Source organism: Streptomyces populi (assembly GCF_002911015.1).
GTDB lineage: Bacteria > Actinomycetota > Actinomycetes > Streptomycetales > Streptomycetaceae > Streptomyces > Streptomyces populi.
The window spans coordinates 1,797-25,754 of sequence record NZ_KZ626953.1; the positions used below are offsets into that span (position 1 = coordinate 1,797).

Here is a 23,958-nt window from a genome sequence, read left to right on the forward strand (position 1 = left end):
GATCGACGCGCTCGGCGACGTTCGCCGGGGCTGCCGACGGCCGGTGTGCCGAGGGCGGCCGGGTCGCCGAGCCAGCCGGATGGCGCGGGGTTAGGCTGGTCTTTGATCGGGCTGAAACGTGCACATCGGACCCATCGGCGGGAGCCGGTCCACGGCCCGGGCACCGGGACCTGGGGCGGTCTCCAGATACGGGGATGCACATGTCCACCACACCGGTACAAGCGGCACGCCAGGAACTGTCCGCGTTCAAGGGGCAGTTGATCGGCCCGGAGGATTCCGGGTACGACGAGGCGCGTGCCGTCTACAACGCGATGATCGACCGTCGGCCCGCCCTGGTGGCGCGCTGCACCTCCGCGGAGGACGTCGCCCTGGTCATCGGCTTCGCCCGCGACCACACGCTCCCGCTCGCGGTGCGCGGCGGCGGTCATCACGGCGCGGGCCTGAGCACCTGCGACGACGGAGTGGTCCTCGACCTCTCCCCGCTGAAGGACATCCAGGTCGATCCGGCGGCCCGCACGGTACGCGTCGGCGGCGGCTGCCTCCTGGGCGAGGTCGACCGGGCCACCCACGAGCACGGCCTGGCCACGCCGAGCGGCATCATCTCCACCACGGGGGTCGGCGGCATCACCCTCGGCGGCGGTCTCGGCCATCTCACCCGCAAGTTCGGGCTGGCCATCGACAACCTGCTGGAGGCCGAGCTGGTCCTGGCGAACGGCGAACAGGTCCGGGCGAACGCCGACGAGAACACCGACCTCTACTGGGCGATCCGTGGGGGCGGCGGCAACTTCGGTGTCGTCACCTCGTTCCTCTTCCGGCTGCACGAGGTGAGCACGGTCGTCGCGGGTCCCACGTTCTGGCCCGTCGAGAGTGGCGCCGAAGTCCTCGCCGCCTACCGCAGCTTCATCCACCAGGCACCGCGTGAACTCGGTGGCTTCTTCCTCTTCGGCTCGGTCCCGCCGGGGCCGCCGTTCCCGGAGGAGATGCACCTGAAGAAGGTCTGCGGTGTGCTGTGGTGCCGCGTCGGGGACGACACCGAGGCGGCGGCCCGGGAGATGGCCCCGCTGCTCGACGTCCTGCCCGACCCCCTGCTGCACGGCCCCGCGCCGATGCCGCACCCGGCCATCCAGTCCGCGTTCGACGGCGTCTACCCGCCCGGTGACCAGTGGTACTGGCGGGCGGACTTCGTGGACGAGCTCCCCGGTGAGGCCGTCGAGCTGCACGCCAAGTTCGGTGCCGAGATGCCGACCTGGAAGTCGACCATGCACCTCTACCCCATCGACGGAGCCGTCCACGACGTCGGCCCGACGGACACCGCCTGGGGCTACCGCAGTTCCGGCTGGGGCGCCGTCTACGCCGGTGTGGATCCCGATCCGGCCAACGCGGAGGCCGTCAAGCGGTGGAGCGTCGAGTACTCGGACGCCCTCCACCCGTACTCCGCGGGCGGTGCGTACGTGAACATGGTGATGGCCGAGGACCAGGCGGCCGTCCGGGCGAGCTACGGCGGCAACTACGAGCGTCTGGCCGGGGTGAAGGCCAAGTACGACCCCGGCAACCTGTTCCGCCTCAACCAGAACATCGAGCCGGCGACCACCGACTGACCGGCCGGGCGGGTCCGTTCACGGCTTGCGGGCCACGCCCCCGTGGACGTCCGTGGGCTCGGGCGACGTACCGGGCTCCGGACGCCACAGGGGGCAGGACACGATGCCGGGTTCGACCACGTCGAGGCCCTCGTAGTACGCGCCGATCTGTTCGGGGCTGCGCAGCACGTACGGGATCGCGCCCGTGTCGTCGTAGCCCTGCTGGGCCTCCTTGAGCGCCGCGTCGGTGTCCGTGCTGTCGTAGTGCACGAAACAGCTGCCGGAGGGCAGCGCGGCCCGCAGGCGCCGGACGATCGACCGGGCCTCCTCGTAGTCCTGGACGTGGCCGAGGATGCCCATCAGCATCAGGGCGACGGGCCGGGAGAAGTCGAGGATCCGGGACGCCGCCTCGATGATCTTCTCGGGCTCGCGCAGGTCCGCGTCGATGTAGTCGGTGACGCCCTCGGGCGTGCTCGTCAGCAGGGCCTGGGCGTGGCGCAGCACCAGCGGGTCGTTGTCCACGTAGACGATGCGGGAGTCGGGCGCCACGCGCTGGGCGACCTGGTGGGTGTTGTCGTACGTGGGCAGGCCGGTGCCGATGTCGAGGAACTGGCGGATGCCGAGCTCGCCGGCCACGAAGGTGACGGTACGGATCAGGTAGTCGCGCGAGGCGCGGGCCATGGTCTCGATGTTCGGCGCGACCTCGCGGTACGCGTCCCCGGCCGCCCGGTCCACCTCGTAGTTGTCCTTCCCGCCCATCCAGTAGTTCCAGATGCGGGCCGAGTGCGGCACCGTGGTGTCGATCCTGGACAGCGCGTCCTGGTCGGGGGCGGGTCGGTCGGCCATCGGAGTTCTCCTGCCGTGCGTCACGCGGTCGGCTTTCTAAGTTAGCGTCAACGGGCTTGCGCGAAAGCCGAGTTGCCGGATCGGCCGGACGGGATCGTGGGCGGTGCGGGCGAGTTCTCCGGTGTCGACGGTGACCACGGGGACATGCTGGGCCAGGGTGCGCAGCGCCCGCTCGTAGGCGCGTACCGCCTCGGTGTCGTCCGTCCCGCCCGTCAGGTGGAGGAGCGCGCCGTCGCGTTCGGCCACTGCCTCCGCGAAGTCCAGTGCCTGGATCCACGTCACCCGGGAACGGCCGTGGCGCAGCGGTCCGTAGACCAGCTCGTGGACGAGACCGCCGTCGACGGCCAGTCGGCCCGGCGCGGACAGGAGTTCACGGTAGGGCCGGGTGGGGTCCACATGGTGGAGGTGCCCGTGCAGGGGGCGGACCGTGAAGCGGTGCCGGTCCAGCTCGGCGAGGAGGACGCGCCGGTCGAGACCGTCGGGACCCTCGACGACGAGGGTCCGGCACCGTGCGAGGGCCTGGTGGAGGATCATGCCCGTGTCCACTCCCTCCGGGACGGCCGGATTCGCCAGTGTGGGGGGGGACAACCCGCACGGCGGGAGGGTGCGTGCGGGTTGTCCGGTTGTGGGGGCGTGGTCGCGGTCGCCCGGGCCCGGGAGGTGCGGCGCGGATCCCGTTCAGGCGATCAGGAAGTCGGCCTGACCCGACTTGGCGCCCTCGATGAACGCGGCCATCTCCTCGCGGGAGCAGATCAGCGCGGGTCCCTCGGGGTCCCGCGACTGGCGCAGGGCGACGCTCCCGTCGTCGAGCCGTTTGGCCTCGACGCAGCTTCCGCCGTTGGTGCCGCTCCAGGGCTTGTGCCAGCCCTCGGTTCCCAGACCGGCCGCGGACATGCCGTTGTGCACGGGTCCCATGGATCACAGCTCCTTACGCAGTTCACCCAGGATGGCCCTGGTCCGGGTGACCGGCTCCGCCTGCACGGACATCCGGTCCAGTACTTCGAGATAGCTGACGACGTCGTCGGGCCGGTCGACGTAGACCGCGCCGGCCAGGCTCTCCGTGTAGACGATGTCGGGGAGTTCCGAGAAGCCGAAGCGGAAGTGGTGGAACGGGCCGAACGCGCCGGGGTGGGCGCCCACGCCGAAGCGCATGACCTGGATCCGGACCTTCGGCATGTCCAGGGCCTCGGCCAGCCGGTCGAACTGGGCCCGCATCACCTCGGGGCCGCCCACCGGCCGGCGCAGCACCGTCTCGTCCAGGATCGCCCAGAGGACCGGGGCCTCGGGTTCGGCGAGCAGGTCCTGCCGTCTCATCCGCAGGGCGACGCGACGGGCGATGTCCTCCCGCGGCTCGTTGGGGAAACCGACGCGCATCAGTGCCGTGGCGTAGTCATGGGTCTGCAACAGGCCCGGGACGTAGTGGGGTTCGTAGAGACGGATGACGCGGGCCTCGCTCTCCAGGCTCACGTAGGCGCTGAACCAGTCCGGCAGCACGTCGCGGTACTTGTACCACCAGCCCGGCCGGTTGGCCTCCCTGGCCAGGGCGAGGAAGTCGTCGGCCTCCCCCGCCGGGACCCCGTAGGCGCGGAGCAGCTCCCTCACGTACGGGATGCGGAGCCCCACCTCGGCCTTCTCGATCCTGCGGACCGTCAGCGCCGTGACCTCGATGGCGCGCGCCGCCTCCTCGAAGGAGACGCCCGCCCGTTCCCGCAGGTGCCGCAGCCGCTTCCCGAGAACCATGCGCAGGACGGTCGGCGCGCTGCCGCCGGAGCGGTTCTCGCCCACGCCCCACCTCCCGGGAACGGCCGTCTCAGGGGGCAGTGTGCCACGCGGCCGACGACAGGGACAGAGCGGTGCGGATCGTTCTGAAATTATCGGAACGCCGGTTGCACAGGCGGTCGGCGGGCCACCATAGTGATCGGGTGACCTGTCGCACCATCGGCGATGTTCACGCTCAACTGCGCTTGTCCATACCGTAATTGAAGTCTCGTCAGGTGTGTTCCGGAGCGCAGCCGCACGCGGATGTGAGGCGATACGGGATGGCCGCCGTGACCGAGGGACAGGCGAGGAACGCGGGCGGGACCGCCGGGGGCAACGGGGTGCTGGGGGCCGTGCTCAAGGAGGCCGGCTGCTCCTACGCCTCCCTCGCCCTGCGGGTCAACGAACTGGGGCGCCGTCAGGGAACGGACACCCGCTACGACAAGGCGTCGGTCACCCGCTGGCTCCAGGGCCAGCAACCAAGGGGCAACACACCGGAGTTGATCGCCGCCGTCCTGTCCGAGCGACTCGGCCGCGCCATGTCCCCCGCGGACCTCGGCTTCCACCCGGATCCCCAGCGCCCGGTCACGAGCAGGGCCCTCGTCTACGGCGAGGACGTGGCGGAGACCCTGCACGCGCTCGCGGAGCTGGGCTCCACCGACATCTCCCGCCGCAGCCTCCTCGGGACGGTCCCCTTCGTCGCGGCGGCCCTGGCGAACCCCCAACGCGACTGGCTCCTCTGGCTGTTGGAGCACCAGGAAACGGCCTCCCCCTCCCCGTCCGTGAGCGGCGGCCCCGTCGAGCAGGTGCACGCGATGATCGCGGTGTTCGACCAGATGGACAACCACTACGGCGGTGGCGGGGTCCGCACCAGCATCGTGCACTACCTGTCCACCGAGGTCGTCCCCATGCTCCAGCGGCGCGGCACACCGCCCGGGCAGCGCCTGGGGCTGTTCGCGGCCGCCGCGCGCCTGGCCGCCATGGCCGGCTGGAGTTCGTACGACGCGGGGGAGTACGGCCTCGCCCAGCGTTACATGACCCAGGGGCTGCGCCTGTGCGCCGAGGGGCGCGACCGGGTGCTGGGCGGGCAGATCCTCGCCGGGCTCTCCCACCTGGCCACCGGCCTCGGCCGCCCCGACGAGGGGGTGGCACTCGCCCGAGCCGGAATCGTCACGGCCCGGGATGCGGGCAGCCCCCTCGGACTGATGCGGCTGTACGCCATGGCGGCGCGCGGACATGCCGCGCAGGGCCGCGCGGACGACGTCTCCACGGCGCTGCGCCTGGCCGACCGGCAACTGGAGGCGAGCAAGGGGGCCGAGCAGGAGTCGCCGTGGGTGCGCTATCTCGACCACCACTACCTCCAGGCCGAGTCGGCCCTGTGCTTCCGCGACCTGGGGCTCGCACGCCAGGCCGAGCGCACGGCGAGCGAGTCGCTCGGCTCGGGCGCGGACCGGCGCAGGCGCCAGGCCATCAGCCGTTCCGTCCTCGCGACCGCGCACCTGCAGCAGGACCGCCTGGACGAGGCGGTCGGCACCGCGACCCTGGCCCTGGAGACCCTCGGCGCCGTCCACAGCGAACGGTCCGTCCAGGCCCTGCGCGACTTCCGCAGGCGCCTGGAACCCCGCCGCGCCGAGCCCGTCGTCCAGGAGTTCGAGCGCCGTTCCCGTGCCGTCCTCGGGGCGGCGGCATGAGGGACGGGCGGACCACCGACGGGCGGGCGCGGTGCCGTGACCGGGAGCGCCGCCGTGCCGCCGCGGGGCTCAGTACCCGTCGGGGGAGGGGGCGTTCTGAGCGCGGTCGACCGGCAGGTGCGCGCCGGAGATCCCGCTCGACCAGTCCGACAGCAGGAACGCCACGACCCGGGCGACCTCCTGCGGTGCGACCGGCGCGCCGCCGGGCAGTTCCGCCGCCACGAAGCGGGCGAACGCCTCGGGCTCCTCCCGGCGCATCCGGTCCCAGCGCCGGCCGGGGATCAGCATCGAACCGGGGGAGACCGCGTTCACCCGGATCCCGTCCGGACCGAGCTCGCGGGCCAGTGAGGCGGCCAGCTGGATCTGCGCGGACTTCGCGACCGAGTACTGCGCGGGCGGGCCGGGCTTCCAGCCGGAGATCGAGGAGATCACCACGACGGAGCCGCCGCCCGCGGCCCGCAGATGCGGAACCGCGGCCCGCACCAGCCGGGTCGCGTGACCGACGTTCACCGCCCAGGTCGCGGCCCAGTCCTCCGCGTCCGCCTCCTCGAAGCCGCCGCCGCGCGAACCGCCCGTGCAGGCCACCACCCCGTCCAGGCCCCCGAACAGTTCCGCCGCGTCCTCGACGAACCCCTCCAGCTCCCCGGGAGCGGTGACGTCGAGCCGCCGGGTGAACAGGGCGGGGCCCACCGAAGCGGCCAGCGTCTCCAGGCCCCGCGCGGTGCGCGCGCAGGTGCCCACCCGCACGCCCTCGGCGGACAGCAGCCGCACGATCTGCTCGCCGAGTCCTCGCGTACCGCCGGTGACCAGGACCCGTTTGTCCCGCAGTCCGGTCCGGTCGGTGTCACCGTCAAGGGACACCGTCGCCCGGCCCCCGCTCCCGTTCCTCACAAGATCGAACATACATCCCACGCCACTACGTGCTTGCAACCGGACAACCCGAATACCCCCTGGTCGCCGCGGCAGTCCGGAGTGTTGGCTGCACGGGCAGCCGCCGAGACAGCCACCCCCCCCGGGCTGCACCCGAAGGAGGACCGATGCCGGTATCCAGGGCACCGCGCCACGAGCCGTCGCCCTCGCCGGCCCACGACGACCGGCCCCCGGGGCACGGGACACGGGCACCGGGACAAGGGGCGCGCCCGGCGGACCGCACCCTCCACGCCCACCTCGCGGAACCGGCCGAGCCCCCGGCACCGGCCGGGCACGCGCCCTCGGCGGCCCCGGCGCCCCGTGCCGGTTCCGGGCCGTCGGCGGTCCCGGTCCCTCTCGCGGGTTCCGCACCCTCCGCGGCACCCGCCCTCCCCGTGCCCGCCGGGACGGCCGCGTCCGGGGACACCCCCGCGGACCCGGTGCGCGAGGCGCACGGACTGCGCACCACCGTCCCGGCACACCCCTCGCGGGTGCCCGGCGTGCGAGCCACGGTCGCCGAGTGCCTCACCCGGTTGCGGCTGCCGGCCGAACGTGTCGAGGACGCCGTGCTCGCGGCCGGGGAACTCTTCACCAACGCCCTCAGACACGGCAGCCCGGACCGGGGCGACAGCATCACCGTCGGCATCGAGTGCGACCCGCGCGAACTGCGCGTGTCCGTCGCCGACCGCTCGTCCGCCCTCCCCGTGGCGCGAACGGCCGACGGGACGGAGGAGTCCGGACGCGGACTGGCGATCGTCGCCGCGCTGAGCGACGAATGGGGCGTCGCGCCGGCCGACCCGGGCACCACGGGAAAGAAGGTGTGGTTCTCGATGGTGCTTCAGAGGGTGCCGTGAAGGTCGTCCCGCGGCGCCCGGCCGGGGACACCGGGGCCCGCCCCGGGGAGCGGGGGGCCGCGCCGATGGTCCCGGGGCTCGCCAGGGCCCTCGCGGGGGAGCTCGTGCGCCGGGCCGACGAGGAACGCGGCCTGATGCGCCAGGCACGCGACCGTCCCGCCGGACCGTGGCCCGGGCTCCTCGTCGCGTGCCGCGCGGGCAACGCCGAAGCGCTCGCGACGATCGTCCGGCGGTACGGATGGCCGGCCACGGACCGGGTGGGCGCACCCGCCTCGACCGCGGCCCTGATGATCCTGCTGCACGCCCCGGACCTCGGCCTGCAACTCGGCTGCCGCGACCTGATCGCCCGGGCCGCGGCCGACGGGCGCTGCCCCGCCCTGCACCACGCCTACATCGCCGACCACTGCGCCGTCGAACTGGGCCTGCCGCAGTACTACGGCACCCGCGTCGACCCCGCCACCCTGCGCCCCTATCCCGTACGCCGCCCCGGGACCGTCGACGAGCGGCGCCGGGACGTGGGACTCGGCCCGCTCGAGGAACAGCTGCGGCACCTGAGCGACGGCGTGTGGGGCCTCAGGGAAACGTGATGTGCAGCACGTGCGGAAATGCCCCTTTCGAGTGGCGCGGAAAGATTCTGGCTGGACACGGCTTGATCGCCGATCAAGAAAGGTGAAATCGCTGGCCACGGTATGTGCGGCGCATTTGACACTTCGTTGAGGGCACAGATAGGAACAGCTCTCTGAAGTGGAGAGGTGGACTGTGCGCGAGCCGAACGTGGTCGGGGACTGGCAGGAGTACGACGAACAGGTCGGCCTGCGTGTTCGCGTTCATGGTGTGGAAAAGGCGGAGCCCCCGAAAGGGCGCGACGACGCCGCCGACGAACTCACCTACTTCAGATTCCGGGTGACCGTCGAGAACCGCGCCACCGAACATTTCGGCATCCACCTCGAAGACGGCCAGATCGACATCCGCGTCGGCGCCGACGGCGAGAGCGCCTTCCTCGACTGGCGGAACTGCCAGTTCATCGAGGGTTACGACGTCTATCCCCTGCGCCGGGCCACCGCGGTCCTCTTCGCGGCCGGCCCCGAGGCCGTCCTGCACCGGATGGACATCCAGATCCAGCTGAAGGTCGACGACGAGTGGACCGAGCGCTACCTCTGGGCGGGCGGCATCGAGAGCGACGCGGCCGTCGAGGCGGGCGCGCGTCCCGACGCGGCCCGGGACAGCCTCGCCTGTCAGGTGAGCAACTTCCTGAGGCGCGAGGCGGAGTCCTGAGCCCACCGGCCCGACCGGCCCGATCGGCCCGGAGCACGCTCCCGCCCCGCCCTCGCGAATCGTCCGAAACGTCACGGGGCGGCTGAACGCCGGATTTCGCCGCGCCGGGCTAAGGTCGCCGGGTGAGTCGAACCGAAGCGCGCTCCGAGGGGGCGGGTCCCTTCACGACCCGGCTGACCTGGCGTCTCATGGACGGGCGCACCGCGGTCTGGGAATCACGCCGGGCCCGTAAACGCGGTCTGCTCACCGTACGCGCCCCCGGGGAGGCGCTGGCCCGTTCCCGGCGGGCGGACACCGTGTCGATCGCCCGGCTGCGCCGGCTGAACGCCGTCGCCGCGACCGCGTTCACGGTCGGCGGGCTGCTGTTCGCCCTCGGGGCCGGGGTCGTCCAGTTCGGCTCGGGCGGCGTGACGGGCGTCTGGATCTACTTCGCGGGCGGCCTGTTCTTCAACACCGGGGGCTACGCCTCACTGCTCCAGGCGGTGAACGCCCCCCGCCGCGACAGCGGGTCCGACACACTGGCCGGGCGGCGCTGGAGGTGGTGGAGCTACGAGCCGGGCCGGATCGACTGGCTCAGCACCTTCGTGCTCTTCGTGGGAACGCTCGTGTTCGGCGTCAACCTGGTCGACTCGCTGATCAAGGGGCTCTCGACCCAGCAGGTGGACCGGCTGATCTGGGCGCCCGACATGGTGGGCTGCGTCCTGTTCCTGATCTCGGGCCACCTCGCGATCGTCGAGGTCTGCCACGGACGTCCGCGCGTCCTGGCCGACGACCTCGGCTGGTGGATCGTCGCGGTCAACCAGTTCGGATCCGTGCTCTTCCTCGTCTCGGCGGTGGCCGCCTACACGCGGCCGGCGACCGGCAGTCTCGTGAACGTCGACATCGCCAACTGGGGCACCCTCGTGGGAGCGCTGTGCTTCTCGGTCGGAGGCGTGCTCCAGTTCTTCGAGCGGCCGTGAGGGGGGCGCCGGACACCCCGTTCGCCGAGCGGCTCCGGACGACGTCGTGGGGGTCCGGTTCTCCGGGCCGCCTCGACGGGTGCCGCGAGACGCGGGGAGGAGCCGGATCGTCTACCGGTCGCTCGCCGGGTTGCCCTCCACCCACTGGATGAGCAACTGCCGTACGTACGGATTGCCCTCCTGGGCGGCGTGCGCCAGCCGTTCCGCGCTCGCCCGGGCCGCCCGCCAGCTCGCCGGGGTGTCCTCGGCGTTGGCCTGGTCCGCGGCGGCCAGCGCGTCGGCCGCGAGGAGACGGAGATCCTCGGAGAGGTCGTCGTCGGCGGCGGCCCGGTACGCCTCCAGGCGCAGGGCCGCGAGGGCGGCCGGTGAGGGGGTGGGCCGCGCGGGCGGCTGGGCGTAGCCGCTCACCGCTATGACCACGCAGAAGGTGGCGACGTCCCGGCGGCTCTCCGACTGGCCCTGGGCGACGGCGGGCGCGAGCCAGGTGGGGGCCCGCCAGTGCGAGACCGCGGTGGCGACGGCCAGGGTGACGGTCAGCAGCACGAAGGGGATCCAGCCACCGAGGAACCAGCCGATCGGCCCGAGGACCAGGAAACAGACGGCACTGCTCATCCATATCCGGCGGCGGCCGAGTCTCAGGTGTCGTGGATCCATGTGTCTCAGTGTCGCAGGGGCGTCCGGGACGTGCCGAGGGGGCGGGTGATTCGTGCGGCCCCGCCGCCTTCCGGCCCGCTCGGGGACACGGGGACGACTTCTTCCTCGGGACACCGGGAGGGCCGCTCCGGGCCGTACGGAAAGCCGTGAAGCCTGCGAAAGGTGTGCCATCGGTGCAAGGCGGTCCTGATAGGAATCTTCCCGCTGTTCCTGGGGCGTCAAGGACGGGCGGTGCGCGCGGGCGGCGCGGGGGCCGGGGCCGGAGGCGTGCTGCGGGCCGTCGGCCGTCAGGCGGCCGGAGCGTCCCGGGGGTGCTTTCCGCGCCACGGCGGCGGGGGCGCCCGTGACGGCCGCCGGGGGCCGGGAGGGGTCGGGGCCAGGGCCGCGAATGGCGGGAACCGCGGTGAACGGGCCCCGTGACCGCGGCGGTGGGTGTGAACGGCGCGTATCGAATGGCCGGAGATGGTCCTGTCCATCGCGACCCCCCGTACGTACGATTTCGTCGCTCCCGGCCTTCACAGCTCCTTCACAGCCAGGAGCGGGTTGCGCATGTGCGTTTGTCATGCCCATGCGCAAATGCACCGCGCTTGATCCAACGCACTGGTCCGCGACGGCTCCCCGTCCTTCGGGGCGCCGCACCCCCCATTCATGGCGGCACGCCCGAGTGCGGTCGCCGGAACGCCTACGCAACGGATTGGAGCACCATGGCCGGTGGCCTGTTCATGGGCGGCGCGATCGCCGCCCTGTTCGCCACAGCGCTTCCCCTGTCGAACTCGAACCCCGTGTTCGACAACCCGCCCCCGGACAAGATCGTCATCAGCGTCGCCACGGTCAACGGATCCGGCTGTCCCCAGGGAACCGCGGCCGTCGCCGTCTCCCCGGACAACACCGCCTTCACCGTGACCTACAGCGACTACCTCGCCCAGGTCGGAGGCAACGCCGACCCCACCGCGTTCCGCAAGAACTGCCAGCTCAACCTGAATGTGCATGTCCCGCAGGGCTTCACCTACGCCATCGCCAGCGCGGACTACCGCGGCTTCGCCTCGCTCCAGGCGGGCGCGAGCAGCACGGAGAAGGCCTCGTACTACTTCCAGGGATCCCCGAACACGGCCTCCATCACCCACCCCTTCCGCGGCCCGTACGGCGACGACTGGCAGGCCACGGACACCACGGACTGGGCCCAACTGGTCTGGGCCCCCTGCGGTGTCCAGCGCAACTTCAACATCAACACCGAGCTGCGCGTCAACGCGGGCACCTCGACGCCCGGCAGCTCCAGCTTCATGACCATGGACTCGACGGACGGTGACATCAGCACCGTCTATCACCTGGCCTGGAAGGAGTGCCCCGCCGCCTGACCCGTTCTTCCCGTGCGGGTCCTCGGCCGGCTCCGCCGCATCGGAGCCGGCCGAGCCGGTCCGTGACCTCCCTGAGTGCGGTCAGGGGCCCTAGGGCCTGTCTGACAATTCCCGCCTGCCGTGCGACGCCATGCACGCTCCCCCGAGCTCTTCGAGCAGGGGGCACCCCCACTCGCCGCGCCAGCCCCAGACCCGAGTACGTCCAGTACGCGAGTCCGGGGCCGGCGCGCCGAGAGCACGCACCTGACGCCGCCCGGCCGCCCTTCGGGCGACGACGCGAATTGTCAGACAGGCCCTAGGGGAGCAGCTTGTTGACCGCCGCGGAGCCCTCCTCCTGGAGCTTGCGCTCGGCCCAGGCGAGGTTCTTCGGTGTGACGTCGCGACCCGTGGCGAGGACCAGGTCCTCGGCCGACACCGGGCCTTCGGCCCCGGTGTGCAGCATCTTGTCGGGGGTCGCCCGGTCGTCGGAGGGCGTGGACGCGTCGCTCTGGCTTGTCGGCATGGTTTCTCCCTGCTTCACCGGATCTGTTCTCACGCTACGGGCATTCCGTGCGCCTCGCGCGACACGCCCGGTGCCGGGCCCGTTCCACGCCCGCCGCGGCGGGCGAACCCCCGTTCGGCCGCGCTGTGATGTCGTAGATCGTTCGCGGAGGTGATGGTGAAGGGGCTCGCACCACTGCGAATGAACGGAGCTTGGAACATGCGTATTCGTCTGATGGCCGCCGCCGGACTCGCCGGTGTGGCCCTGCTGGCCACCGCCGGGACCGCCGCCGCCGACAACGGGCCGACGACCGGTGTCGCGCAGAACAGTCCCGGAGTCCTGTCGGGCAACAACGTCCAGGTTCCCGTGGACGTTGCCGCCAACGTCTGCGGGATCACGGTCGACGTGGTGGCCCTGCTGAACCCGGCGGCCGGAAACACCTGCTCGAACGGCTGACGGTCCGCGGGTCCGGGCGTCCCCTGCCCGGACCCGGCGGCGGCCCGAGCCCGGCGGCACACTCGCCCTCCCGAGTGGGCCGCCGGGCTCGGCCGTGTCCGCAGGGCGGCACCGGGCCCGGAGCCGACGCCCCCGTTCCTCGATTGGCCTGTACATGACCATGTCGGCGGGCCAGACTGTGCGCCGACCAGTCACCCCCATCGAGGAGCACCATCCATGCGCAAGTCCGCACGGCAACGTTGTCACGCGGCTCTGGCCGGTCTCGTCACCCTCGCCACCACAGCCGTCCTGTCCGTGACCACGGGAACGCCCGCCTTCGCCGCCGACACCTGGAACGAGGTCGGTTCGGACCGCGCCGACCCGCTGACCGAGAGTCAGGGACTGGCCTCCGTCGAGGTCCCGGCCGGCAGCCCCAACCGCTACACGGGCATCGGCACGATCCCCGCGAGCGTGAGCGCACGCGGCTGGAACCACGTCGGCGACCCGGACGCCTCGTACGACGGCCACTACGTGGAGCCCTACCAGAGCGACTCCGGCGGCGCGAAGATGTTCCGCGTACAGGCGCCCGGCGGCGCCTGGTCCGAGTACGTCCACAAGCTGAGCGCCGGCGAGGCGCTCAACAACTCCTTCGCCGCCGTCACGCCGAGCGGTACGTGGATGCTGTCCGGCGAGTACGGCACGATGAGCCGGCTCCTGGTGTTCCCGACCCCCGGCGTCAACCCGGCCACCTCGCCCTCGGCCGACCTCCCGCGGGTGTCCACCGTCGCCCTCGACCACGCCGTGCGCGACGTACAGGGCTGCGACTTCGTCACGGCGACCCGGCTGCTGTGCTCGTCCGACGATCCCGCGGGCACGCTCTTCGGGATGACCAGGCCGCTGCTGCAGATCGACCTGTCCGGTGAGCCGAACGGCTCGGCCGACGTCTCCGGACACGTCACCGCACTGCGTCCGCTCCCGCTGCGCAGCTCCTGCTCGGGCACCTTCGAGGCGGAGGGCATCGACTACGACCGCCGCAGTGCCACCCTGCGCGTGATCGTGGTGTCCCCGGGCTTCTGCACACTGACCGACAGCAAGACCTATCGCTTCACCAGGAGTTGAGCCCACACTTCTCCCGAGGCCCGGGCGCGTGTCCCGTCGGTGGCGCCGACCGGCGGGGGGCGTGCGTGACCCGAAAGGGCTGGGTCTAAGGTCAGGGGCAGATTCAGAGTGATGGGGGGTGGCCGACTGTGGTGCAGGACGAAGCCGTGATCGGCTGCACGGGGGAACTGCTCATCGGCACCCGGGGAACCGCCGGTCCCGGCGAGCTCCTGGTGTGCGTGAGAGGCGGATCCGAGACCTTCCTCGCCTGGTCCCGGGAGCCCCTGCCCAAGGGGGCGACCGTGCTGGTGATCGAGTCCCGAGGGTGTCGCACGGTCGACGTCATCGCGTGGGTCGATCCGCTGGACGCGCTGGACGGCGACGCCGTCGGCGCCGGTTGAGAAGGAGAAGCATGTTCGGTTATCGCGTGCCCGCCCCCGACGAGGCGATGTTGATCTCGGGCGGCAGGCGGGGACTGGGGGGCGCGCCGTTCCGGGTCGTGACGGGGCACGGCAAGTTCGTGCTGCCGATCTTCCGCAAGACCCGCTTCCTGACGCTGTCCATGTGCGAGGCGGAGGTCACCGAGACCTGCGTCACCAAGCAGGGCATCACGCTGCACGTCCGCGCCGTGATCGCCTTCAAGGTGGGCAACGACACCGAGAGCATCGTCAACGCGGGGCAGCGGTTCCTGTCCGACCAGGAGCAGATGTCGGTCCTGACGGGCCGGATCTTCGCGGGCCACCTGCGCGCCATCATCGGTTCGATGACGGTCGAGGAGATCGTCACCGAGCGGCAGAAGCTCGCCGCCGAGGTCCTCGACACCTCGAAGACGGAGATGGCGAAGATCGGCCTGATCGTCGACTCGTTCCAGATCCAGTCGATCGACGACGGGGACACCGGCTACATCGACGCGATGTCCGCGCCGCACAAGGCCGCCATCCAGCGCCAGGCCCAGATCGCCCAGGCGCAGGCCACCCAGGCCTCCGTCGAGGCGGAGCAGGTGGCGGCGCGGAACCAGGCCGAGTACGCCCGGCAGACCGCGATCGTGAAGGCGGAGTACTCGGCCGAGGTCGACCGGGCGCAGGCGATGGCCGCCCAGGCGGGCCCGCTCGCCCAGGCCCACGCCCAGCAGGAGGTCCTGGCCGCGCAGACCGAACTCGCCCAGCGTGCCGCCCAGCTGCGGCAGGAGCAGCTGGTGGCCGAGGTCGTCAAGCCCGCCGAGGCCGAGGCCGAGCGGATCAAGGTGCTCGCCGTCGCCGACGCCGAGCGCATGAAGATCCAGGCCGAGGCGGCCGCCTCGCACGACCGGGTCGCGCTCGACCGGATGCTGATCGACCAGCTGCCCCTCATCGTCAAGGAGGCGGCCGGCGGTCTCGCCGGCGCGAACGTCAACGTCCTCAACGGCGCCGACGGCCTCGGCGAGATCGCGGCCGGACTGGTCGCGCAGGGCCTGACCATCCTCGACTCCGTCCGCCAGAACCTGGGCGGACAGAACCCCGAGGGCGGCGCCGCGAAGGCGGGCGGCCCGCTCGAGCTCGCGGGATACAGCCGCACGCCGGTCGACGTCGACGGCGACGAGCCGAAGGGCGCCCCGTCGGCCGGCTGACGGTCCACGGCTCCCGGTCCACCGCGTCCGCCGTCCCTCCCGGGGCGGCGGACGCGGCCGTTTCGGGAGGGACGGCGCGCCCGTGGCCGCGTTCGGGTCAATCGGCCCCCAGGGCTATCAAGTCCCTTACACTCTGGCGCAGTTGATCTCGAAGCGGCAGCCCCAGGAGGAGCGCATGCCCCGGACACCCTCGCGACGCACCGCACTGCAAGGCCTCGCCGCCGGCGTCGCGGTCGTCGGGTTCGATCCCTTCTCCCGGAGCTGGGCGACCACCACGACCCGCACCACCGGGCGGACGCTCGCCGGCCTGCCGCCGCTGGACGGCAGCGTGCACACCGACGACGCCTCCCTCGCGGCGGACGCCGACGACTTCGGCCACATCGTCCACCGGCGCCCGGCCGCGGTGCTGCGGCCGGGCTCGGTCCGCGACGTCGTCGCCATGGTGCGCTTCTGCAACGAGCACGGCGTGTCCGTCGCGCCCCGGGGCCAGGGCCACGCCACCCAGGGGCAGGCGCAGGTCGACGGGGGTCTGGTCATCGAGACCACACCGCTCGCGTCCATCGGCCCGGTCGGACCGGGCAGCACCACGGTCACCGTCGGCGCCGGAGCCCGGTGGAGCGAGGTCGCCCGGGCGACCCTGGCGCACGGACTCACCCCGCCCACCTTCACCGACTACCTCGAACTCTCCGTCGGCGGCACCCTGTCGGTCGGCGGCCTCGGAGGCCAGACCCACCAGCAGGGCGCCCAGGTCGACAACGTGACGGAACTCCAGGTCGTCACCGGCGCGGGCGACCTCGTCCGCTGCTCCCCGACCCGTCACCGCGATCTGTTCCACGCCGTGCTCGCCGGGCTCGGCCAGTGCGCGGTCATCGTCGGCGCCACGCTGCGCCTGGTCCCCGCGCCCGTGACCGTACGCCACTACCTCCTCCCGTACGACGACCTGCGCACGTTCCTGGACGACCAGCGACTGCTCGTCCAGGAGGGCCGCTTCGACTACGTCGAGGGCCAGGTGAGCGCCGACGCCGACGGGGCCTTCCGCGGCTACGTCATCGAGGCCGTCGCCTACGGTCCGCCCGTCGGACCCGCACCCGACGACACGGCGCTGCTGCGCGGACTGCGGCACGATCCCGCGGGCGTGCAGACGAGCGACCTCGGCTACTACGACTTCCTCGACCGGCTCGCGGCCTCGGTCGCCGCCCTCAAGGAAGCGGGCCTGTGGGCCTTCGCCCACCCCTGGCTGAACCTGCTGCTGCCGGGCCGTTCGGCGGCGACGCTGGCCGAATCCCTGCTGGCGGACCTCACCCCGGCCGACCTCGGTCCCGGCGTCGTCCTCCTGTACCCGGTGCTGCGGAAGAACCTGCACACCCCGCTGCTGCGCACGCCCGACGACCCGGTGTCCTATCTGCTGGCCGTCCTGCGCACGACCGCGCCCGACGACACCGCGACCGTCGACCGGCTCCTCGCCGCCAACCGGGCCGCCTACGACACCGTCCACGCGGCGGGCGGCACCCACTACCCGGTCGGCTCGGTCCCCTTCGGCGCGGCGGACTGGCGCGAGCACTTCGGCCCCGTCTACCGACGTCTGGCCACCGCCCGGCACACGTACGACCCGCGGGGGATCCTCGTCCCGGGACAGGGCGTCTTCTGACGGCGGCCGCTTCCGGCGCCCGGCCCGGAGCCCGCCGTCGGGGCCGGGCCGGACCGGCTCACCAGCGGCCGGGCTCGCTGCCCACGATCGGCGCCGACGGCTCGCCGTCCACCCCCCTCGGGACGTCACCGGCCAGCATCACCCGGTGCATGACCCGGGGGTGGTCGAGGTGGGTGGTGTCGCCCGGCGCCAGATGGATGGTGGCCCGGTTGTCCCAGAAGGCGACGCTGCCCGGCTCCCACCGGAAACGGACCGTGTACTCGGGACGGGTCGCCTGCTCCAGCAGCATGTCGAGCAGCGCCCGGCTCTCCGGCCGGGACACCCCCAGGATCTGCTCGATGTAGTAGCCGTTGACGAACAGCACCCGCTCGCCCGTCTCCGGGTGCACCCGCACCAGCGGGTGATCGGTGGCGATCTGACGGTCCAGCAGCCGGCGGACGTACGCGTCGTCGCCCGGCCGGCTCTGGTACCCGACCCCGAGCCGGTGTTCGGCGCGCAGGGTGTCGGCGAAGGCGCGCACGGGAGCCGACAGGCCCGCGTAGGCGGCGGCCAGGTTCGACCAGGTCGTGTCGCCCCCGTACGGGGGTACGGTCTCGGCGCGCAGGATCGTCGCGGCCGGGGGGTCGACCCGGGCGCCGTGGTCGCAGTGCCACCCGCGCAGCAGGGAGTGACGGCGCCTGCGCAGCCACTCCTCGTGGTCCATGCCGTAGCGCCCGCCCAGCTCGAGACGGTCGGCCGTCGTCTCCACCTCGGGGAACTCCGCGGGCGACACGCTGCCCCGGGACCGGAGCCGGACCGGTGTCCCGAACCGGCGCGCGAAGGCGACGTGCGCGGCGTGGTCGAGCCGCTGGCCGCGGAAGAACAGCACCTTCCAGCGCAGCAGGGCCGCCCGGATCGCGGCCACGACCTCGTCCGCCGGCGGCTCCGCCAGGTCGACTCCCGTGATCTCGGCGCCGACGTGCCCCGCCACCGGCTTCACTTCGAGGGGTGTGACCTGGTCCGTCATGGGGCCTCCGTCGATCGTGCGTCCGGCTCGTCGGCTCCAGCATGACCGCCAAGGGCTGTCCGCCGACAGGCCGCCCCGCCCATGGGAGCGGGCAGGGCCCGGGGGAGGGGCCCGGTGCCCGCGGAAGGCGCGGGCGCACACGGGAGGCGCGCCGTGCGCACGGGGTGTGTCCGGTGTCCACCACGTCACCGTGGCGCACTCCCTGTCGGCGGGCGCGGACCGTGCCGAGAATGGGGAGCAGTGAACGGGGCCCGCCCTCCATCCGCATAGGGGCGGGGCCCGTTCACTGCGTTCGACGCCGGGCGCGAACGCGCTCCGGACGTCTCAGCCCTTGTGCCCGCGCAGCGCGGCGAGAGCCCGGTCGGCGTGGACGCTCATGCGCAGTTCGCTGCGGACCACCTCCAGGACGGTGCGGTCCTTCCCTATGACGAACGTGACCCGCTTCGTGGGGGCCAGGGTGAAGCCCCGCTTCACGCCGAATCGTTCCCTCACGGTTCCGTCGACGTCGGACAGCAGCGGGTAGCCGAGCGTGTGACGGTCGGCGAACTCCTGCTGCCGGTCGACCGCGTCACCGCTGATGCCGACCAGCCGCGCGCCCGCGGCCGTGAACTCGGTGGCCAGATCGCGGAAGTGGCAGGCCTCGGCGGTGCAGCCGGCGGTGAGCGCGGCGGGGTAGAAGAAGAGCACCACCGGCCCGTCGGCCAGCAGCTCGGACAGGCTCCGCGTCACCCCGGTCTCGTCCGGCAGCGCGAAGTCCTCGACCTGGTCGCCCACGTTCACCTGAGATGTCATGACTGTCCCTTTCCGGACCGGGCGACTCCGCGCGCCCACAGTACGAGCGGCACCTGGAGCGGGAGCCGGGCGAGTGCCGCGGTTCTGAGCGGCGCGGGACGACGGCGCCAGTCCACGGCCATCTGGACGTTGGCGGGAAAGACCCCGACGAAGAACGCGGCGGTGGCGAGCGCGGCCACCCGGCGCGTCCGGGGGAGTGCCACCCCGGCGGCCAGGGCGAGTTCGGCGGCACCGCTCGCGTACGTCCAGGTCCTGGGCGCTCCCGGGAGGGCGCGCGGGACGATGGCGTCGAACTGCCGCGGTGCGGCGAAGTGGGCGACGCCCGCGGTGGCCAGGAGGCCTGCGAGCAGCAAGGGCGATCGTTCGGACCGTGGCACGGTTCCTCCTCCGGGAGCCTGCCGCGGATATTACTTCAGGGTAAGTGGCCGTGGTGCGGGCGGGACATGACGAGGGGGTGCCGTTCACGGGCCGGGACGGGGACGAAGTCCGGGGAATGCCCGAACGTCCGGGTTCGGGCATTCGGCCCGTGAACGGCCGTGGAGGTGACGCGCCCCGGCCGGGAGGCAGGGCCGTGGTGCCGCTCCCGCCAGGTCCGGGACCGAGCGGGCCGGGAGTCTCTCCCGTGACCCGGCCGCTCCCGCCGTCCGTGCCCGTACCCCGTGTCCGCCCGTACCTCGCCTCGGAGCGGTCAGGCCGTCAGGGCGTGCCGAAAGGTGCCCGGATCCATCGCCTCGCTCCGGCCGGCCGTCCCGTTCCGGATGCTCGCCACGCCCCGGCCGGCCGTCTCGCCCCGGCCCGTGGCGGTGGTGCGTGCCGCGGCCTGGACCGCGTACGTGGTCTTCGCGGGGTCGACGAGCGGGTCGCCGAGCACGATCCGGCCCGCCGCGTGCAGCGCGTCGCACTCGCCGGTGGGCAGGGCCACGTAGCAGCCGCCGCGTCCGGTCGCGGGATCGAGCGGAAGCCAGTAGCCGTACCGGCGGCGGCCGTTCGCGTGCACGGTGAGGCGGACGGGGAACCGCCGCTGGGTGATCAGACGCAGGACCTCGGCACCCTCGGGGCCGAGCGGGGCACGCGCACGGGACAGTGGCCGCAGCATGGTCACCGGCCTCCGATCGGCGCTCGCGGCACGGCACGGAGGTGCGGGGTCGGCGTCATGTGCGGGCGGCCTTTCGACGGACGGACGGGATCACGCGGCACCGGGGCGGTGACGTTCTGGCTGACCGGCATTGTTCCGCAGGGCACTGACAACGCGGGCCGGCCGGCGTTCAGCCACGTCGTCCCGATGCCCGCGCGCGGTCGGAGCGGGCGGCGAGCTGCCCCTGGACGAAGGGATCCGTGGCGGGGTCGTACGCCCCGGCGTGATCGGCCAGGACGTCGGTGATCCGTTCCCATTCGTCCAGCTCCGTCTGCGTGTCGGGTGTCGTCCTGCCGTCGGCCGAACCCTCCTCGGCCGCCTTCCGGGCCTCGCCGAGGGCGGCCTTCGCCCGGTGGTGGTCCATCCCGGTGGCGGCGCGACGCACCCGGTCCCACACGGCGTGCTCCCGCTCGGACGGTTCCCGCTCCGGATCCAACGTTCCCCCTCGGTCGTGCGACGCGGCAGCTTCCCTCATCGGAACCGTGTGCCCGTGCCACGCGGAACGACACCTCCGCGTCGGCGCGCGACCGCGGGCGGGGTCCCGTCACCAGGGCAGGAACACGTGGATGTCCTTGCCGTCGGGCCGCACGATCACACTCACCTGGTCGCAGAGCGCGTGGACGAGATGCCAGCCGATGCCGCCCCCGCCCTGGGAGGGGCGGAAGCGGCGGGGCGCGGGCGGGGTGGTGCTGCTGTCGTGGAACATCACGTGCACACCGCCCACGGTGGGACGGATCTGGAGCTCGAAGGGACCAGGGGCGTACTGGATCGTGTTCGCGGCGAGCTCGGTGACCACCAGCAGGATGTCGTCCCAGTGCTCGGCGGCCGAGGGCGGTGTCGTTCGCGCGAGGGCGCGAAGATAGCCGTCCGCGGCCAGCCGCGCGTCGGTCACGTTGCGCAGTTCTCCGCCGAACGCACTGGTGAGCGTCCCGAACTCCCCGGACGACGGTTTCATGTTCCGGCTCGGATCGATCTCCATCGTGCCCTTCGTTCGGATCTCGTCGGCGGGATGCCTCCTGCCGCTTCGCGACCCGGTCGCCTGCGCCCGAACCCGGCCCCGCGGCGAGGCCCGGTGATGCTTTCCGTCTTGTCTACGCGGAAGAGTCCTGAGTGCGCCGACGCGCTCGCCGCCGTGCCAGCGCACGCCGCTCCGACTCGCTCGTACCACCCCAGACGCCGACGCTCTGGCCCGTGTCCAGGGCCCAGCGCAGGCACTCCTCGCGGACCGGGCAGCCCGCGCAGACCGCCTTCGCCTCCTGGATCTGCAGCAGCGCGGGGCCGGTGCTGCCGATGGGGAAGAACAGATCGGGGTCAACGGTGCGGCAAGACGCGCTGTCGCGCCAGTTCTCCATGCGAGCCTCCTGTGATCGAATCGAACGCGTCCTCGGGAATCCGGTCCCCTCTCGGGTCACCCTTGATCCGCCGGATGAAACAGGCGAGTCGTGCAAAGAACCCGTGGAGACCGGAGCGGCCCCGTCGCGCGGCGGGGATTCCCCGGGAAGGAGGGGAACCGGTATCCCCCGGTCACCTCGGCGGGGATGTGCCGGGATGGCAAGATGGAACTCCGGGTGAAGGCTGGTTTCGTTTCGACGGATGAACGGGTGGCCCATGGCGCAGGAGTCCGGCGAGGTCTGGGAGAAGTTCGCCGTCGCCCTGGCGGACATGGCGCGCGACCTGCTGGCCCAGGACTCGGTGCAGGCCACGCTGGACCGGATCGTGGAGCACGCGACGGTGCTGATCAACGGCTGCGACGAGGGGGGCATCCTCACGGTCCGCCGCGGTGAGGTCAGAGCGCTGGCCGCGACCAGCGACGTCGTGCGCATGGCAGACCGGATCCAGCAGGACCTGCGGGAGGGGCCGTGCTTCGACGCGGTGACCGACCGGGAGCAGCTATACGCCATCGAGGACCTGCGCCGGCCGCACGAGAAGTGGTCCCGTTTCGCGCCCGAGCTGAGGAAGCTGGGCATGGGCAGCATGATGGGCTTCCTGCTGTTCACCGACGACGACGAACTCGGCGCCCTCAACGTGTACTCGCGTCGTCCGAACATGTTCGACGAGTCGGCCCAGCGCGCCGGCTGGGTGCTCGCGTCGCACGCCGCGGTCGCCCTGTCCTCGGCCCGGACGCACCAGCAGCTCGGCGACGCCCTGGAGACCCGCCACGAGATCGGCGAGGCGATGGGCATCCTCATGGAGCGCCACGGCCTCGGCGAGGAGGAGGCCTTCGCCGTGCTGAAGAAGGCCTCCCAGGACCACAACATCAAATTGCGGGAGATCGCCCGCAAGGTCTGCGAGACCGGCGAGCGGCCCCGCTGACCGTTCCGCCGCTCTCGCCCCCACCGGCCCGGCCGCGGGCCCGTCCGGACCGCCGGACTAGAGGAAGCGGCGCAGCGGTGCGACGGCCAGTTCCCTGGCGCGCTGGACCGCCGACCTGCGCCGCCAGCGTGCCGGATCGATGCTCACCGCGTGCTCCCGGTCCTCGTCGAAGTCCCGGTCGAGGGCCGCGGTGAACGACTCGTCGAGGACGGCCAGCATGACCTCCTCGTCGTGCTCCATGGAGCGGCGGTTGAAATTGCTGGAACCGATGAGGGAAGCCACCCCGTCCACCGTCATGATCTTGGTGTGGAGCATGGTCGGCTGGTACTGGCGTATCTCGACACCGGCGGCCAGCAGCGCGCCGTAGTGGTTCTGGCCGGCGAGCTGACAGGCCCGCTGGTCGGTGTACGGGCCGGGCAGCAGGATCTCCACCCGTACGCCGCGGCGCGCCGTCGCGCACAGCAGGTCCACGAAGTAGACGTCGGGGGCGAAGTAGGCGGTGGAGAGGCGGAAGCGTTCCTCCGCGGAAGTGAGCATCACCCGGATGAGGGTCTGCATGTCCTGCCAGCCGAAACTGGCGGAGCCCCGCACCACCTGCACGGTCGCCGTGCCCGGCTGACCGTGTTCGGTGAAGCGGTCCCGGTCGTCGAAGAGCTCGTCGTGGCACTCCGCCCAGTTCTGCGCGAACGCGGCGGCTATGCCGTCCACGGCGGGCCCCCGCACCTTGACGTGGGTGTCCCGCCACTCGGAGGGGCCGCGGGCGTCCCCGCACCACTCCTCGGCGATGCCGACGCCCCCGGTGAACGCGGTGTGCTCGTCGACGACGAGTGCCTTGCGGTGACAGCGGTGGTTCTGCTTCAGAGGGGAGAGCCACAGCGGTTTGCGGAACCACGCGACCTGCACACCGGCGGCGGTCATGGTCCGCAGCAGGTCCTCCTCGATCCGTTTCGCGCCGAAGCCGTCCAGCAGGAGCCGCACCCTGACGCCCGCCCGCGCCCGGTCGGCGAGCGCGGCCGCGAAGTCGCGGGCTATCTGCCCGCGCCAGTAGACGAAGGTCATCATGTCGACGGTGTGCCGGGCGGACCGCACCGCGTCGAGCATCGCGGCGAAGATCCGGTCGCCGTTGCGCAGGGGGACCAGCTCGTTCCCCTCGGTGGCGGCGATGCCGATGAGCCGCTCCAGGCGTCTGCGGAACCGCTGCTCGCGACGTCGCGCCTCCGTCGGGTCCACCGCTTCGTTCGCCTCGACTGGTGCCGTGATGGTCCGGGACATCCGCCGTCTCCTGTTGTCCGTGCCGTGATCCGCCTCGTCGCCCCGCGCGGACGAGGAGCAGTACCGGGGTGGTGGTCCTGCCGGTCCCCTGCCCGGCGAAGGCCACCACCCCGGCCGCTCGACCGTGCGGCTCCGGGGTCGCCCGGCCCCGTACGACCGCCACGGGAGCGATGTCGCCGAGACACCCGTGGGCGCCCGGGACGCGTGTCTGGTGCCCCCGATCCGCCGCGACAGTCCCCCCGTCGTCCCGGACTTCGGCCACCGCCGACGGGAGGGCGGCGCGTGCGGCCGGAC

28 protein-coding genes are annotated in these 23,958 nt (G+C 72.4%); 13 read left to right on the forward strand and 15 right to left on the reverse strand.

The features are described 5' to 3' along the window. The first annotated feature begins 200 nt into the window (after window positions 1-200). Window positions 201-1,598 (forward strand): FAD-binding oxidoreductase, encoded by a 1,398-nt coding sequence (locus tag CW362_RS35405; RefSeq protein ID WP_103553731.1) that lies wholly within the window; start codon window positions 201-203, stop codon window positions 1,596-1,598. A gap of 18 nt (window positions 1,599-1,616) precedes the next feature. Here CW362_RS35405 and CW362_RS35410 read toward each other — a convergent pair whose 3' ends face one another. From CW362_RS35410 to CW362_RS35425, 4 genes are all read right to left on the reverse strand, one after another. Beyond that, a complete protein-coding gene (locus CW362_RS35410) occupies window positions 1,617-2,423 on the reverse strand; it encodes an SAM-dependent methyltransferase (protein ID WP_103553708.1) in 807 nt (268 codons plus the stop codon). A 36-nt stretch (window positions 2,424-2,459) separates the two neighbouring features. Then, window positions 2,460-2,957 (reverse strand): SGNH/GDSL hydrolase family protein, encoded by a 498-nt coding sequence (locus tag CW362_RS35415; protein WP_162684335.1) that lies wholly within the window; start codon window positions 2,955-2,957, stop codon window positions 2,460-2,462. Between the two features lie 144 nt (window positions 2,958-3,101). Next, entirely contained in the window at window positions 3,102-3,338 is a 237-nt protein-coding gene (locus CW362_RS35420) for a DUF397 domain-containing protein (protein ID WP_103553710.1), read from the reverse strand. A 3-nt stretch (window positions 3,339-3,341) separates the two neighbouring features. Further along, entirely contained in the window at window positions 3,342-4,163 is an 822-nt protein-coding gene (locus CW362_RS35425; protein WP_103553732.1) for a helix-turn-helix domain-containing protein, read from the reverse strand. 299 nt (window positions 4,164-4,462) lie between these two features. On the opposite strand from CW362_RS35425, the gene CW362_RS35430 reads away from it, so the two are divergent. Further along, window positions 4,463-5,872, forward strand: coding sequence for an NsdA family TPR-like regulatory protein (locus tag CW362_RS35430; protein WP_103553711.1), 1,410 nt, complete (start codon window positions 4,463-4,465; stop codon window positions 5,870-5,872). Between the two features lie 69 nt (window positions 5,873-5,941). Here the strand turns inward: CW362_RS35430 and CW362_RS35435 are convergent, their stop codons facing one another. Beyond that, window positions 5,942-6,763: an SDR family NAD(P)-dependent oxidoreductase gene (locus tag CW362_RS35435; RefSeq protein WP_240658207.1), complete on the reverse strand. Its 822-nt coding sequence runs from the start codon at window positions 6,761-6,763 to the stop codon at window positions 5,942-5,944. A gap of 146 nt (window positions 6,764-6,909) precedes the next feature. Here CW362_RS35435 and CW362_RS44975 point away from each other — a divergent pair, with 146 nt between their 5' ends. From CW362_RS44975 to CW362_RS35455, 4 genes are all read left to right on the forward strand, one after another. Continuing rightward, on the forward strand, window positions 6,910-7,635 hold the full coding sequence (locus tag CW362_RS44975) for an ATP-binding protein (protein WP_240658208.1): 726 nt from the start codon (window positions 6,910-6,912) through the stop codon (window positions 7,633-7,635). After that, window positions 7,632-8,222 carry a DUF6624 domain-containing protein gene (locus CW362_RS35445; RefSeq protein WP_376451042.1) on the forward strand — a complete coding sequence of 197 codons (591 nt, stop codon included), beginning with the start codon at window positions 7,632-7,634 and terminating at the stop codon, window positions 8,220-8,222. The genes CW362_RS44975 and CW362_RS35445 overlap by 4 nt, the downstream gene beginning before the upstream one ends. Before the next feature lie 172 nt (window positions 8,223-8,394). Beyond that, window positions 8,395-8,910 (forward strand): hypothetical protein, encoded by a 516-nt coding sequence (locus tag CW362_RS35450; protein ID WP_103553713.1) that lies wholly within the window; start codon window positions 8,395-8,397, stop codon window positions 8,908-8,910. Window positions 8,911-9,032: 122 nt separating this feature from the next. Further along, window positions 9,033-9,869 (forward strand): hypothetical protein, encoded by an 837-nt coding sequence (locus CW362_RS35455; protein ID WP_103553714.1) that lies wholly within the window; start codon window positions 9,033-9,035, stop codon window positions 9,867-9,869. 111 nt (window positions 9,870-9,980) lie between these two features. On the opposite strand, the gene CW362_RS35460 is transcribed toward CW362_RS35455, so the two are convergent. Beyond that, complete coding sequence (locus CW362_RS35460; RefSeq protein ID WP_162684336.1) at window positions 9,981-10,523, reverse strand: hypothetical protein; 543 nt, start codon at window positions 10,521-10,523, stop codon at window positions 9,981-9,983. 704 nt (window positions 10,524-11,227) lie between these two features. On the opposite strand from CW362_RS35460, the gene CW362_RS35465 reads away from it, so the two are divergent. Then, window positions 11,228-11,878: a DUF4360 domain-containing protein gene (locus CW362_RS35465; RefSeq protein ID WP_103553716.1), complete on the forward strand. Its 651-nt coding sequence runs from the start codon at window positions 11,228-11,230 to the stop codon at window positions 11,876-11,878. 295 nt (window positions 11,879-12,173) lie between these two features. Here CW362_RS35465 and CW362_RS35470 read toward each other — a convergent pair whose 3' ends face one another. Further along, window positions 12,174-12,380, reverse strand: coding sequence for a hypothetical protein (locus CW362_RS35470; protein ID WP_103553717.1), 207 nt, complete (start codon window positions 12,378-12,380; stop codon window positions 12,174-12,176). 198 nt (window positions 12,381-12,578) lie between these two features. Here CW362_RS35470 and CW362_RS35475 point away from each other — a divergent pair, with 198 nt between their 5' ends. From CW362_RS35475 to CW362_RS35495, 5 genes are all read left to right on the forward strand, one after another. Next, on the forward strand, window positions 12,579-12,815 hold the full coding sequence (locus CW362_RS35475) for a chaplin (RefSeq protein WP_103553718.1): 237 nt from the start codon (window positions 12,579-12,581) through the stop codon (window positions 12,813-12,815). A gap of 216 nt (window positions 12,816-13,031) precedes the next feature. Continuing rightward, window positions 13,032-13,913 (forward strand): hypothetical protein, encoded by an 882-nt coding sequence (locus tag CW362_RS35480; protein ID WP_103553719.1) that lies wholly within the window; start codon window positions 13,032-13,034, stop codon window positions 13,911-13,913. A gap of 128 nt (window positions 13,914-14,041) precedes the next feature. Beyond that, a complete protein-coding gene (locus CW362_RS35485) occupies window positions 14,042-14,293 on the forward strand; it encodes a hypothetical protein (RefSeq protein WP_103553720.1) in 252 nt (83 codons plus the stop codon). 11 nt (window positions 14,294-14,304) lie between these two features. Continuing rightward, window positions 14,305-15,498 (forward strand): flotillin family protein, encoded by a 1,194-nt coding sequence (locus CW362_RS35490; RefSeq protein ID WP_240658209.1) that lies wholly within the window; start codon window positions 14,305-14,307, stop codon window positions 15,496-15,498. Between the two features lie 175 nt (window positions 15,499-15,673). After that, window positions 15,674-17,146, forward strand: a complete 1,473-nt coding sequence (locus tag CW362_RS35495) for an FAD-binding protein (protein WP_103553721.1) — start codon at window positions 15,674-15,676, stop codon at window positions 17,144-17,146. 58 nt (window positions 17,147-17,204) lie between these two features. Here the strand turns inward: CW362_RS35495 and CW362_RS35500 are convergent, their stop codons facing one another. The 7 genes from CW362_RS35500 to CW362_RS35530 all read right to left on the reverse strand — a co-directional run bounded on the left by CW362_RS35500 (window position 17,205) and on the right by CW362_RS35530 (window position 21,431). Continuing rightward, window positions 17,205-18,152 carry a TauD/TfdA dioxygenase family protein gene (locus CW362_RS35500; RefSeq protein WP_103553722.1) on the reverse strand — a complete coding sequence of 316 codons (948 nt, stop codon included), beginning with the start codon at window positions 18,150-18,152 and terminating at the stop codon, window positions 17,205-17,207. Window positions 18,153-18,476: 324 nt separating this feature from the next. Beyond that, window positions 18,477-18,944 carry a peroxiredoxin gene (locus CW362_RS35505; RefSeq protein WP_103553723.1) on the reverse strand — a complete coding sequence of 156 codons (468 nt, stop codon included), beginning with the start codon at window positions 18,942-18,944 and terminating at the stop codon, window positions 18,477-18,479. Then, window positions 18,941-19,321: a DoxX family protein gene (locus tag CW362_RS35510; RefSeq protein ID WP_103553724.1), complete on the reverse strand. Its 381-nt coding sequence runs from the start codon at window positions 19,319-19,321 to the stop codon at window positions 18,941-18,943. The genes CW362_RS35505 and CW362_RS35510 overlap by 4 nt, the downstream gene beginning before the upstream one ends. A 311-nt stretch (window positions 19,322-19,632) precedes the next feature. After that, the gene (locus CW362_RS35515; RefSeq protein WP_103553725.1) at window positions 19,633-20,040 is read right to left on the reverse strand and encodes a hypothetical protein; all 408 of its coding nucleotides are present in this window, start codon (window positions 20,038-20,040) and stop codon (window positions 19,633-19,635) included. Window positions 20,041-20,209: 169 nt separating this feature from the next. Further along, window positions 20,210-20,515 (reverse strand): hypothetical protein, encoded by a 306-nt coding sequence (locus tag CW362_RS35520; RefSeq protein WP_103553726.1) that lies wholly within the window; start codon window positions 20,513-20,515, stop codon window positions 20,210-20,212. Window positions 20,516-20,623: 108 nt separating this feature from the next. After that, window positions 20,624-21,034, reverse strand: coding sequence for an ATP-binding protein (locus tag CW362_RS35525; RefSeq protein WP_376451065.1), 411 nt, complete (start codon window positions 21,032-21,034; stop codon window positions 20,624-20,626). Between the two features lie 136 nt (window positions 21,035-21,170). Further along, window positions 21,171-21,431, reverse strand: a complete 261-nt coding sequence (locus CW362_RS35530) for a WhiB family transcriptional regulator (RefSeq protein ID WP_103553728.1) — start codon at window positions 21,429-21,431, stop codon at window positions 21,171-21,173. 241 nt (window positions 21,432-21,672) lie between these two features. Between CW362_RS35530 and CW362_RS35535 the strand changes: the two genes are divergently transcribed. Further along, window positions 21,673-22,392: a GAF and ANTAR domain-containing protein gene (locus CW362_RS35535; RefSeq protein WP_240658211.1), complete on the forward strand. Its 720-nt coding sequence runs from the start codon at window positions 21,673-21,675 to the stop codon at window positions 22,390-22,392. 57 nt (window positions 22,393-22,449) lie between these two features. Here the strand turns inward: CW362_RS35535 and CW362_RS35540 are convergent, their stop codons facing one another. After that, complete coding sequence (locus tag CW362_RS35540) at window positions 22,450-23,664, reverse strand: phospholipase D-like domain-containing protein (protein ID WP_103553730.1); 1,215 nt, start codon at window positions 23,662-23,664, stop codon at window positions 22,450-22,452. Between the last annotated feature and the right edge of the window lie 294 nt (window positions 23,665-23,958).

Coding starts and splice junctions, on each gene's coding strand:
- CW362_RS35535 (WP_240658211.1), top strand. CDS start 21,673: ATGAACGGGTGGCCCATGGCGCAGGAGTCCGGCGAGGTCTGGGAGAAG.
- CW362_RS35490 (WP_240658209.1), top strand. CDS start 14,305: ATGTTCGGTTATCGCGTGCCCGCCCCCGACGAGGCGATGTTGATCTCG.
- CW362_RS35515 (WP_103553725.1), bottom strand. CDS start 20,040: ATGCTGCGGCCACTGTCCCGTGCGCGTGCCCCGCTCGGCCCCGAGGGT.
- CW362_RS35465 (WP_103553716.1), top strand. CDS start 11,228: ATGGCCGGTGGCCTGTTCATGGGCGGCGCGATCGCCGCCCTGTTCGCC.
- CW362_RS35500 (WP_103553722.1), bottom strand. CDS start 18,152: ATGACGGACCAGGTCACACCCCTCGAAGTGAAGCCGGTGGCGGGGCAC.
- CW362_RS35530 (WP_103553728.1), bottom strand. CDS start 21,431: ATGGAGAACTGGCGCGACAGCGCGTCTTGCCGCACCGTTGACCCCGAT.
- CW362_RS35470 (WP_103553717.1), bottom strand. CDS start 12,380: ATGCCGACAAGCCAGAGCGACGCGTCCACGCCCTCCGACGACCGGGCG.
- CW362_RS35480 (WP_103553719.1), top strand. CDS start 13,032: ATGCGCAAGTCCGCACGGCAACGTTGTCACGCGGCTCTGGCCGGTCTC.
- CW362_RS44975 (WP_240658208.1), top strand. CDS start 6,910: ATGCCGGTATCCAGGGCACCGCGCCACGAGCCGTCGCCCTCGCCGGCC.
- CW362_RS35420 (WP_103553710.1), bottom strand. CDS start 3,338: ATGGGACCCGTGCACAACGGCATGTCCGCGGCCGGTCTGGGAACCGAG.
- CW362_RS35425 (WP_103553732.1), bottom strand. CDS start 4,163: ATGGTTCTCGGGAAGCGGCTGCGGCACCTGCGGGAACGGGCGGGCGTC.
- CW362_RS35460 (WP_162684336.1), bottom strand. CDS start 10,523: ATGGATCCACGACACCTGAGACTCGGCCGCCGCCGGATATGGATGAGC.
- CW362_RS35495 (WP_103553721.1), top strand. CDS start 15,674: ATGCCCCGGACACCCTCGCGACGCACCGCACTGCAAGGCCTCGCCGCC.
- CW362_RS35475 (WP_103553718.1), top strand. CDS start 12,579: ATGCGTATTCGTCTGATGGCCGCCGCCGGACTCGCCGGTGTGGCCCTG.
- CW362_RS35540 (WP_103553730.1), bottom strand. CDS start 23,664: ATGTCCCGGACCATCACGGCACCAGTCGAGGCGAACGAAGCGGTGGAC.
- CW362_RS35405 (WP_103553731.1), top strand. CDS start 201: ATGTCCACCACACCGGTACAAGCGGCACGCCAGGAACTGTCCGCGTTC.
- CW362_RS35410 (WP_103553708.1), bottom strand. CDS start 2,423: ATGGCCGACCGACCCGCCCCCGACCAGGACGCGCTGTCCAGGATCGAC.
- CW362_RS35430 (WP_103553711.1), top strand. CDS start 4,463: ATGGCCGCCGTGACCGAGGGACAGGCGAGGAACGCGGGCGGGACCGCC.
- CW362_RS35525 (WP_376451065.1), bottom strand. CDS start 21,034: ATGAAACCGTCGTCCGGGGAGTTCGGGACGCTCACCAGTGCGTTCGGC.
- CW362_RS35505 (WP_103553723.1), bottom strand. CDS start 18,944: ATGACATCTCAGGTGAACGTGGGCGACCAGGTCGAGGACTTCGCGCTG.
- CW362_RS35415 (WP_162684335.1), bottom strand. CDS start 2,957: ATGATCCTCCACCAGGCCCTCGCACGGTGCCGGACCCTCGTCGTCGAG.